This is a genomic window from Chitinophaga sp. Ak27, from assembly GCF_012726295.1.
GTDB lineage: Bacteria > Bacteroidota > Bacteroidia > Chitinophagales > Chitinophagaceae > Chitinophaga.
Genome location: NZ_JABAOB010000014.1, coordinates 112,507 through 120,406 on the forward strand (window position 1 = coordinate 112,507; position 7,900 = coordinate 120,406).

At 39.8% G+C, this 7,900-nt stretch carries 5 protein-coding genes; 3 read left to right on the forward strand and 2 right to left on the reverse strand.

Annotated elements, in window-relative coordinates; all coding sequences use genetic code 11:
* Nucleotides 1–81 precede the first annotated feature (81 nt).
* Nucleotides 82–318: a ferrous iron transport protein A gene (locus tag HGH90_RS31145; RefSeq protein ID WP_106526548.1), complete on the forward strand. Its 237-nt coding sequence runs from the start codon at nt 82–84 to the stop codon at nt 316–318.
* 1,572 nt (nt 319–1,890) lie between these two features.
* Here the strand turns inward: HGH90_RS31145 and nadA are convergent.
* Nucleotides 1,891–2,892, reverse strand: coding sequence for a quinolinate synthase NadA (gene nadA / locus HGH90_RS31150; RefSeq protein WP_168765245.1), 1,002 nt, complete (start codon nt 2,890–2,892; stop codon nt 1,891–1,893).
* Nucleotides 2,893–3,664: 772 nt separating this feature from the next.
* On the opposite strand from nadA, the gene HGH90_RS31155 reads away from it, so the two are divergent.
* Both HGH90_RS31155 and HGH90_RS31160 read left to right on the forward strand, forming a co-directional pair.
* Complete coding sequence (locus HGH90_RS31155; protein ID WP_169192770.1) at nt 3,665–5,752, forward strand: peptidylprolyl isomerase; 2,088 nt, start codon at nt 3,665–3,667, stop codon at nt 5,750–5,752.
* Between the two features lie 138 nt (nt 5,753–5,890).
* The gene (locus HGH90_RS31160) at nt 5,891–6,397 is read left to right on the forward strand and encodes a DUF2480 family protein (protein ID WP_168764967.1); all 507 of its coding nucleotides are present in this window, start codon (nt 5,891–5,893) and stop codon (nt 6,395–6,397) included.
* Here HGH90_RS31160 and corA read toward each other — a convergent pair.
* Entirely contained in the window at nt 6,394–7,500 is a 1,107-nt protein-coding gene (gene corA / locus HGH90_RS31165; RefSeq protein WP_168764966.1) for a magnesium/cobalt transporter CorA, read from the reverse strand. The genes HGH90_RS31160 and corA overlap by 4 nt on opposite strands.
* Nucleotides 7,501–7,900 lie beyond the last annotated feature (400 nt).

The window sequence follows — 7,900 nt, forward strand, 5'->3', positions numbered from 1 at the left end:
ATATTGGTCTTACAGGACTACCTTTGCCTATACAAGCATCAGTATGCCGGAACTATGTTTAAACAGATTAACAAGCAGGAAATGAAAAAAGGCATTATAAAATTGTCATCCCTGACCACAGGAAAGAGTGCAGTAATTATAGAATTTGAAAAAGACGATCTTCATATCAAACTGATGGAAATGGGCTGCGTACCAGGTGAAACAGTGAAGATTGAAAAAATAGCGCCACTGGGAGATCCCATTTCAATTATGGTGGCTGGTTATAATCTCTCACTTCGCAAAACAGAAGCTGATCATATTTGGGTAGAGGAAATTTAATTTCCTCTTTTTTTATACCAGAAAAAAAAATAAAAAAAAACAGAAAAAGCGGGAAAATTTACCGTTTTGCTTGTTTTATTCACATTTTTTAGCCTTTTTTTGAAGGAAAAAGAAAAAATTTTTAGAAAAATAGCTCCACTTATAGAAAACTTCCCCATTTATCCCCATTTTTCTCCGCACTTTTAGATAAAAACTTTCTTTTCGACTAAATCAGTGATTTATCCCATCTTAAGGATATTAATTTTCTCAAAAAAAATTTTGCGTTTATATCTCATTGTCAAACATTTCTTAGAAAAGCATTCACGTAAATATATGGACCCACACTCTCCTATTTTCTGATATCCTGGCAGGATGCCAGCTCATAAAAAAATAGGCGATTCTAATCGCCTACACATTCACCTGTAATTTTTTCTTCTCCAAACAATTATCAGGTTATTCAAGAATATGCGATTCTCAGCAGCTACCCAGCGAACTGAGAACAAGCTCCCTAAAATTTACTGCATACTTAAAAGCGAGATAAAAAATATCTAATTCTCAGCGCCTTCATAACTCGCTGAGGTTTTCATTGATCTATTTCCCCGGGGGTAACACCGTAACATTTTAAATATCACAACCTCGGCTGATTGGTAAACACTTGAGGTGCCTATAAAAGATGGAATCAATCACTTTTGTCGACACAACAAAAAATATCCGATTCTCAGCGCTTTCATTGCCTCATTAGAATCCATTATAAATTACTTATCCACACCGTCAATAAAACCGAAATCATTTATTCAATTCTCAGCGCATTGGCAACGCGCTGAGAATTGAATGAAATTATGCGGCCTTTCCATAGGCCCAGATATGTTTGATTCTCAATAAACTACGAATGTCTTGACAATTGAATGAAAACAAATTTCCCGTGGTAACCCCGTATCAGAAAAAAATATTTAATTCTCACGAGCCTCTTTTAAAATCAAACTCAGCCCCCTACCATCCTTGTTTATGCACGCCAAAAACACAAGCCATATAGAGATATCCACCAAAATGCTTTTATCTAAATGGACTTATTAACACTAAATCATTCGTAACAAAAATAATGAGCACTGACAATCGAATAAAAATAGAACATCCGCCATATCCCAAGGAAAGAGAAAAATAGAAGAATGTCAGGCTCTTCAGAAAATAGGCTCCAGGAAGATGATACGGCCATTTCACAGGTCAACGTACAGAAATAATTAAAATATGGTACTCACAGCGCGATAGTAGCTCGCTGAGAATCCAAAATTTTTTGAAATCCTTGACTTACCCAAGGGCACTTTTAAATATTAGATTCTCACAGCCTTTAAAAACATATTCACACCCTTTTCAACAAGAATATTAGTAAATAAACCAGGTTATCCACAAAAAAATTCGCTAGCACAAAGCTGCAGGGATTGCCAGAAAATGATCATAACTAACTGAGAATTAATTATTTCCGATATAAATACGAAGGCCATGAGAATATTACATCCTCATGGCCTTCGTATTACATTCTATAATTTTATTAACGTAAACTAAAATTCAAATTATATTGATATTCAAGTATTTACATTACAAACCAGCTTGAGCACTGATTTTTAGCATCCGTTCAATTGGCTTTTTCGCTGCAATTCGCAGGTTTTCTTCCATCGTAATTTCTGGTTGTTCATATTCCATGCAGAGGTATAACTTTTCCAGGGTATTTAATTTCATATGTGGACAATCGTTGCACGCACATGCATTGTTGGGAGGAGCAGGGATAAAAGTCTTACCCGGATTTTCCTTTTGCATCTGGTGAAGAATACCTGTTTCAGTTACTACGATATATTCCTGGGCATCGTCTTTATGACTAAACTTCAACAGTCCCGTGGTGGATCCGATGTAATCAGCAATGGCCAATACTGCAGGTTCACACTCCGGATGTGCTATCACCTTGGCTTTGGGGTGACGGATCTTCAGTTTGGTAATCTTTTCCAGGGAAAAAATTTCATGTACCATGCAGGCGCCGTTCCACAAAACCATGTCTCTACCCGTTTTTTTGATCAAATAAGACCCTAAATTCCGGTCAGGGGCAAATATAATCGGCTGATCGCGAGGTACGCTTTCAATGATTTTTTCGGCATTAGAGCTGGTGCAAATGATATCGCTGAGCGCCTTGATACCCGCAGAGCAGTTTATATAGGAAATAACGATGTGGTCAGGGTAACGGTCCCGGAACTTCTTAAACAGCTCTGGAGGTGCGCTATCAGCCAATGAACAACCCGCTTTAAGGTCAGGAAGCAGTACTTTTTTTTGAGGGCTCAAAATTTTCGCTGTTTCAGCCATAAAGTGAACCCCGGCAAAAACAATCATATCTGCATCAGTTTGAGCAGCCTGTTGACTCAACCCCAAACTGTCTCCAATGTAATCTGCGATATCCTGAATATCCGGTTCCTGGTAATAGTGCGCCAGGACAATAGCATTTTTCTTCTTTTTTAAATTTTCAATCGCTTCAAACAAATCCAGCGAAGGATCAACTGCTATATCCAAAAATCCATTGTGTTGCAAATTTTTTTTCGCTTCAGCGATTTCCATAATCATAGCTATATACTTATTTATTTATTTAAAAGAAAAAGCCCACTACTATTAGGGCTGTGAATATGTGGAAATTTAATTTTCCGCACTTGTACAAATGTAGTTGTTATTCCTTTTTACTGTGCTTTCCACATGAAATTAACATGCTCTTCCCGCGCTATTATTGGATTTTCTTACTTTCATCCACATACGTGGATATCGTTGTTCGTGAAAATCTTTTTCGTCAACAGTGTATTAGGAAAATGTTAAAAGAAGCCATTTACTATCCACAAAATCAGACTTGAATTTTTAAGGGTAAATTTAACCACAATAACAAAATTAGTTTTACCTGTGAACAAAGGCACCTTTTCCCACCTTATTTTGCGTTTTACAGGGGTTTTTACACATCAATTGTGGAAAAAAACTGAGTGGGAATAGAAAATGGTCAAAATGCACACGGCGCTGAAATAGGCTTGTTTTATTCACATTTTTATGTGGATTGCTGAAATAGGGTTTTTAACAATTGTGAATAACAGGGTACTGACCTTTTGAAGGAAATTTTACAGAAAATGTAGTAATGACTGGAGTTTAATACAAGAGAAAGGGGAGTAAATGGTAGGTTGTTGATAATCGATTCATGTGGAAAACCTGTGAATGATACATAGTCCACAAAAGTGTTATAAGCAGCTGAAACTCAATACAGGAAAGGCTTTCAAAGAGAAAAATACTCTTTTGCAGTTACAGTTATTTTATTCTATTTTTGCTATCCTTAAAAATGTAGACTATATAATATATGTCAGTAATTCAGAAAATCAGGGACAAATACGCCGTCATGATCGTTGTAGTGATTTGCCTGGCTATTGTTAGTTTCCTGTTGCAGGATGCCTTTTTTGGCAAAAGTTCTCTAACCCGTCGCAGTACGAGCGTTGGAAAAGTAAACGGTGAAGATCTGGACTTGTCAGACTACCAACGCCGCATTCAGGACGCAGAAAACAACGCGCGTCAGCAAATGCCAAATATTGACGAACAAACCCGTCAATATATCCGCGAACAGGTTTGGAACCAGTTTCTGAATGAAAAAATTATGCAGGCTCAGTACGAAAAGCTGGGTATCGTAGTAACTGAAGCGGAAATCGTAGACCAGATCAGGGGTAAAAATCCTAACCCGGTAGTTGTACAACAATTTACCCGCGACGGACAATTTGATCGTAATGCATTGCAACAGGCCATATCTCAAGCCGGTAGTAATCCACAGGTGCGTGAAGGTTTCCACCAACTGGAATCTTATATTGGTAAATACCAGGAGCAATTGAAATATATGACGCTGGTAAAGCAGGGTGTATATTATCCTAAATGGTTGGCAAAACAACAACAGGATGATAATAGCCAGACAGCCACTGTTTCTTATGTAAATGTTCCTTATGCTACTATTGGTGATTCTACTATTAAGGTAACGGATGCTGAATTGAATCGCTTTATCCAGGACCACAAACAGCTCTTTAAAGTAGAAGAATCCCGCAAAGTAGAATATGTATCCTTTGATGCTATTCCTTCTGCTACTGATTCTGCTGCAGCTATTTCACAGATTGTAGCGATGAAAGCAGAGCTGGATACCACTAAAGATGTGGCAGGTTTTATCAATCGTAATTCTGATATCAAATATTTCGACGGCTATATCTCTAAAAATGAATCTAAAATTCCGATGAAGGATTCTATCGTGAATCTGCCAGTAGGTGAAATATTTGGACCATATTATGATAATAACCTGATCGTTTATGCGAAAATGGTTGACCGTAAGAATATGCCGGACAGCGTAAAAGTTCGTCATATCCTGATTGCCTCTGGTGCACAGGGTGGGTTACCAGATTCTATTGCCAAGAAACGTGCAGATAGCATTGAAGTAGCTGTAAAAGGTGGCGCTGACTTTAAAGCACTCGTGGCACAGTATTCTGATGATCCAGGTAGCAAACAAACTGGTGGAGAATATGATTTAACTCCTTCTTCTCAATTTGTTCCTGAATTTAAAGAATTTGCTTTCGATGGTACTAAAGGTCAGATCAAAACAGTGAAAACCCAGTTTGGCTATCACGTAATGCAGGTTCTGGATCAGAAGAATATCGGTCCGGCTGTTAAAGTAGCTTACCTCGGTAAATCTGTAGATGCCAGCAAGGAAACAAACAATGCTGCTTTTGGCGCTGCCAGCGATTTCGCAGGAAAAGCCCGTTCACAAGCTGCATTTGAGAAAACAGTGCAGGAAGGAAAACTGAATAAAAGAATTGCAGATAACGTTCGTCCAATGGACTTCGTAGTACCAGGTGTTGGCCAGGCACGCGAACTGGTGCGTTGGGCTTACGAAGCTAAAAAAGGCGATGTAAGTAACGTGTTCACTTTCGATGATAAATACGTGGTAGCTGTTTTAACCAGCACCCGCGAAGAGGGGACTGCACCACTGGATGACGTAAGGCCTCAGGTGGAAGCAGAGGTAAAGAAACACAAGAAAGCAGAGCAGATTATGGCTAAGCTGCAAACTCCTGCTTCACTGGATGCTGCGGCAAAGACAACCAATCAGCCGGTGTTAAAAGCAGAAGGCGTTTCTTTCGGTACACCATTTATTGCTTCACTGGGCTTCGAACCACGTGTAGCAGGTGCTGCCTTCAATAAGAAATGGGGAACCAATGCGGTATCTGCTCCTATAGAAGGTAACGCGGGGGTATATGTTATCAAAGTTGACAGCTTTGCACCGTCTACCCAGCCGGCACAGGATGTTGCTTCTCAACAGGCTGCTTACGAACAAGGTGTTAAATCCATGCTGGACCAACAGCTGTTTGAAGTGCTGAAAAAGAAGAGCGATGTGAAAGATACCCGTGGTAAATTTTTCTAGACTGCTACATTTTAAACTGACATAGATGAAAGGGACGCCTGAGGGTGTCCCTTTCTCGTTTCTCCTATACTTCGATGGCAACGGATTATGCACATATCTTCCTGATATTCGTAAATTTGTATTCTCAAACAGGAAAAAATGGAAGAAATCATCAATAAAGTAGCTCAAAGTGGATTGGAAACCATAGACCTGGAAGATTATTATCCCCAGGGGGAAACGGTTGTTTTTGATATAAAAGACCACCTGTTTATGGGACTGATTCTGAAGGAAAAGGATTTCCGGGCTGCGATGCAGTCGCACGACTGGGAGCAGTATCGCGGAAAAAATGTAGGATTGATATGTAGTGTGGACGCCATTGTTCCATTGTGGGCATATATGTTAGTAATGGCCCAGCTGGAACCAATAGCAGCCTATGCCGCATTTGGTGACGCTACATTTATTCACAATACTTTATACCTGCAAAACCTGGCTAAGATAGATGTGTCAGCCTTTACAGATAAAAGGATCGTTATAAAGGGCTGTGGAGATAAGCGTGTGGGGGAAATTGCCTATGCAGAAATCACCCGGCTGCTTCGCCCGGTAGCTAAGAGTATTATGTATGGAGAACCTTGCTCTACTGTTCCGGTATATAAAAAGAAAGCTTAAAACCAGCCTCTTTTTCTAAACACCAGGATCATCAATGCCAGAAGTAGCCCCATAGCTCCCAATGTGTAATAGTAACCATGTTCGTTTTCCAATTCGGGCATATTGTGGAAGTTCATACCGTAAATACCAGCTAAAAGTGTTGGCGGGGCCATCAAGGTCGTTACCACCGCCAACACTTTCATAATCTCATTCATTTTCAAATTCAGTTGCGTATGGTACATTTCCTGTAAGTTCAGCACCATATCGCGATAGTTATCTGCCAGATCATTACACTGGATAATATGATCGTAAACGTCTTTATAATATTTTGTGACTTTATCTTCCAGCAAATCGCTTTCACTTTTCAGAAAACCATTCACAAGTTCCCGTACAGGAGCAATCGCTCTTTTAAAAAGAAACACCTGGCGCCGAAGGTAATTGATACGAGCCAGTGTACGGGTATTCGGCTGATGTTGTACCAGGTCCTCCATCATTTCTATCCGTTCTCCCAGCTTATCCATCACAATAAAATAGTTATCTACAATCACGTCCAGCAAGGAATAACAAAGGTAATCCGCTCCCCCGTTGCGAATCCGGGAACCTTTTAATAACAGTTTCGTACGCACCGGGTCAAACACATCCCTGACTGGGTCTTCCTGAAAAGAAATAACGAAATTTTTGCCCAATACAATACTCACCTGTTCCATATCTACAGACGAGGTTTCGCTGTTGAAATAGATCATTGGTAGCAGGCAGAACATCCGGTCATTGATTTCGTCCATTTTTGCCCGCTGCCCTATGCTCAGTATATCTTCTTCGATTAATGGGTGAATCATGAATTGCTCACAGATGGCGTGTACTTCCTCTTTTCGCAATCCATCGATATTTATCCAGCTTAATTGGTCCGACTCAAGGTATTTGAAGGTATCTTCCGCTTTATGCAGTACCAGCTCTGAGCAAAGATTAGCGCCATAGTCGAAAACGGTAATACGAGTATTGTCCGCCGACTTGCGGGTAGTCAATCCTTCCGCCGGATTGAAATTCATGATACGTTGCTTCTTCACTTTAAACGGATTCAATACCTGTACTACGCCAGGAATAGGTAGTTTGTTTTTCAAGCCCATATGCAACTGCTATTATCTGGATTTAGTACCGAATTTAAAGGAAAATTCGGGGAATAGCTGTTTAAGAAATGATTTACAACGCCATTAGGCCACCAGACGGATGTGGAAAATCTCCCCTTGTTGTAGGGGAAAAATCGCAAAAATGTTAAAAATAAATGCGTCACATCAGTCCTATAGGGTATATAGACTTTAAAATGAATAAATGATAGCTAAAAAAAATCATGAAACGAAGACAAACAAAAAAGCTGTCGACAAGAGTGTCGACAGCTTTCGTTATTGTGCGCCAGGCATGTGTTATAGCTCTAGGGTGTAAGTCCCGAATGCACTTTGCAGCAGGAAGCATTAGCCAATAGCAAGGGTGTCCATCGTAAGGTGGAATCTGAAGGAAGCTGGCGGCAAA

What these genes read in the sequence shown, in the direction of transcription:
- HGH90_RS31145 (WP_106526548.1), top strand. Translation starts at nt 82, where the DNA reads ATGAAAAAAGGCATTATAAAATTGTCATCCCTGACCACAGGAAAGAGT.
- nadA (WP_168765245.1), bottom strand. Translation starts at nt 2,892, where the DNA reads ATGGAAATCGCTGAAGCGAAAAAAAATTTGCAACACAATGGATTTTTG.
- HGH90_RS31155 (WP_169192770.1), top strand. Translation starts at nt 3,665, where the DNA reads ATGTCAGTAATTCAGAAAATCAGGGACAAATACGCCGTCATGATCGTT.
- HGH90_RS31160 (WP_168764967.1), top strand. Translation starts at nt 5,891, where the DNA reads ATGGAAGAAATCATCAATAAAGTAGCTCAAAGTGGATTGGAAACCATA.
- corA (WP_168764966.1), bottom strand. Translation starts at nt 7,500, where the DNA reads ATGGGCTTGAAAAACAAACTACCTATTCCTGGCGTAGTACAGGTATTG.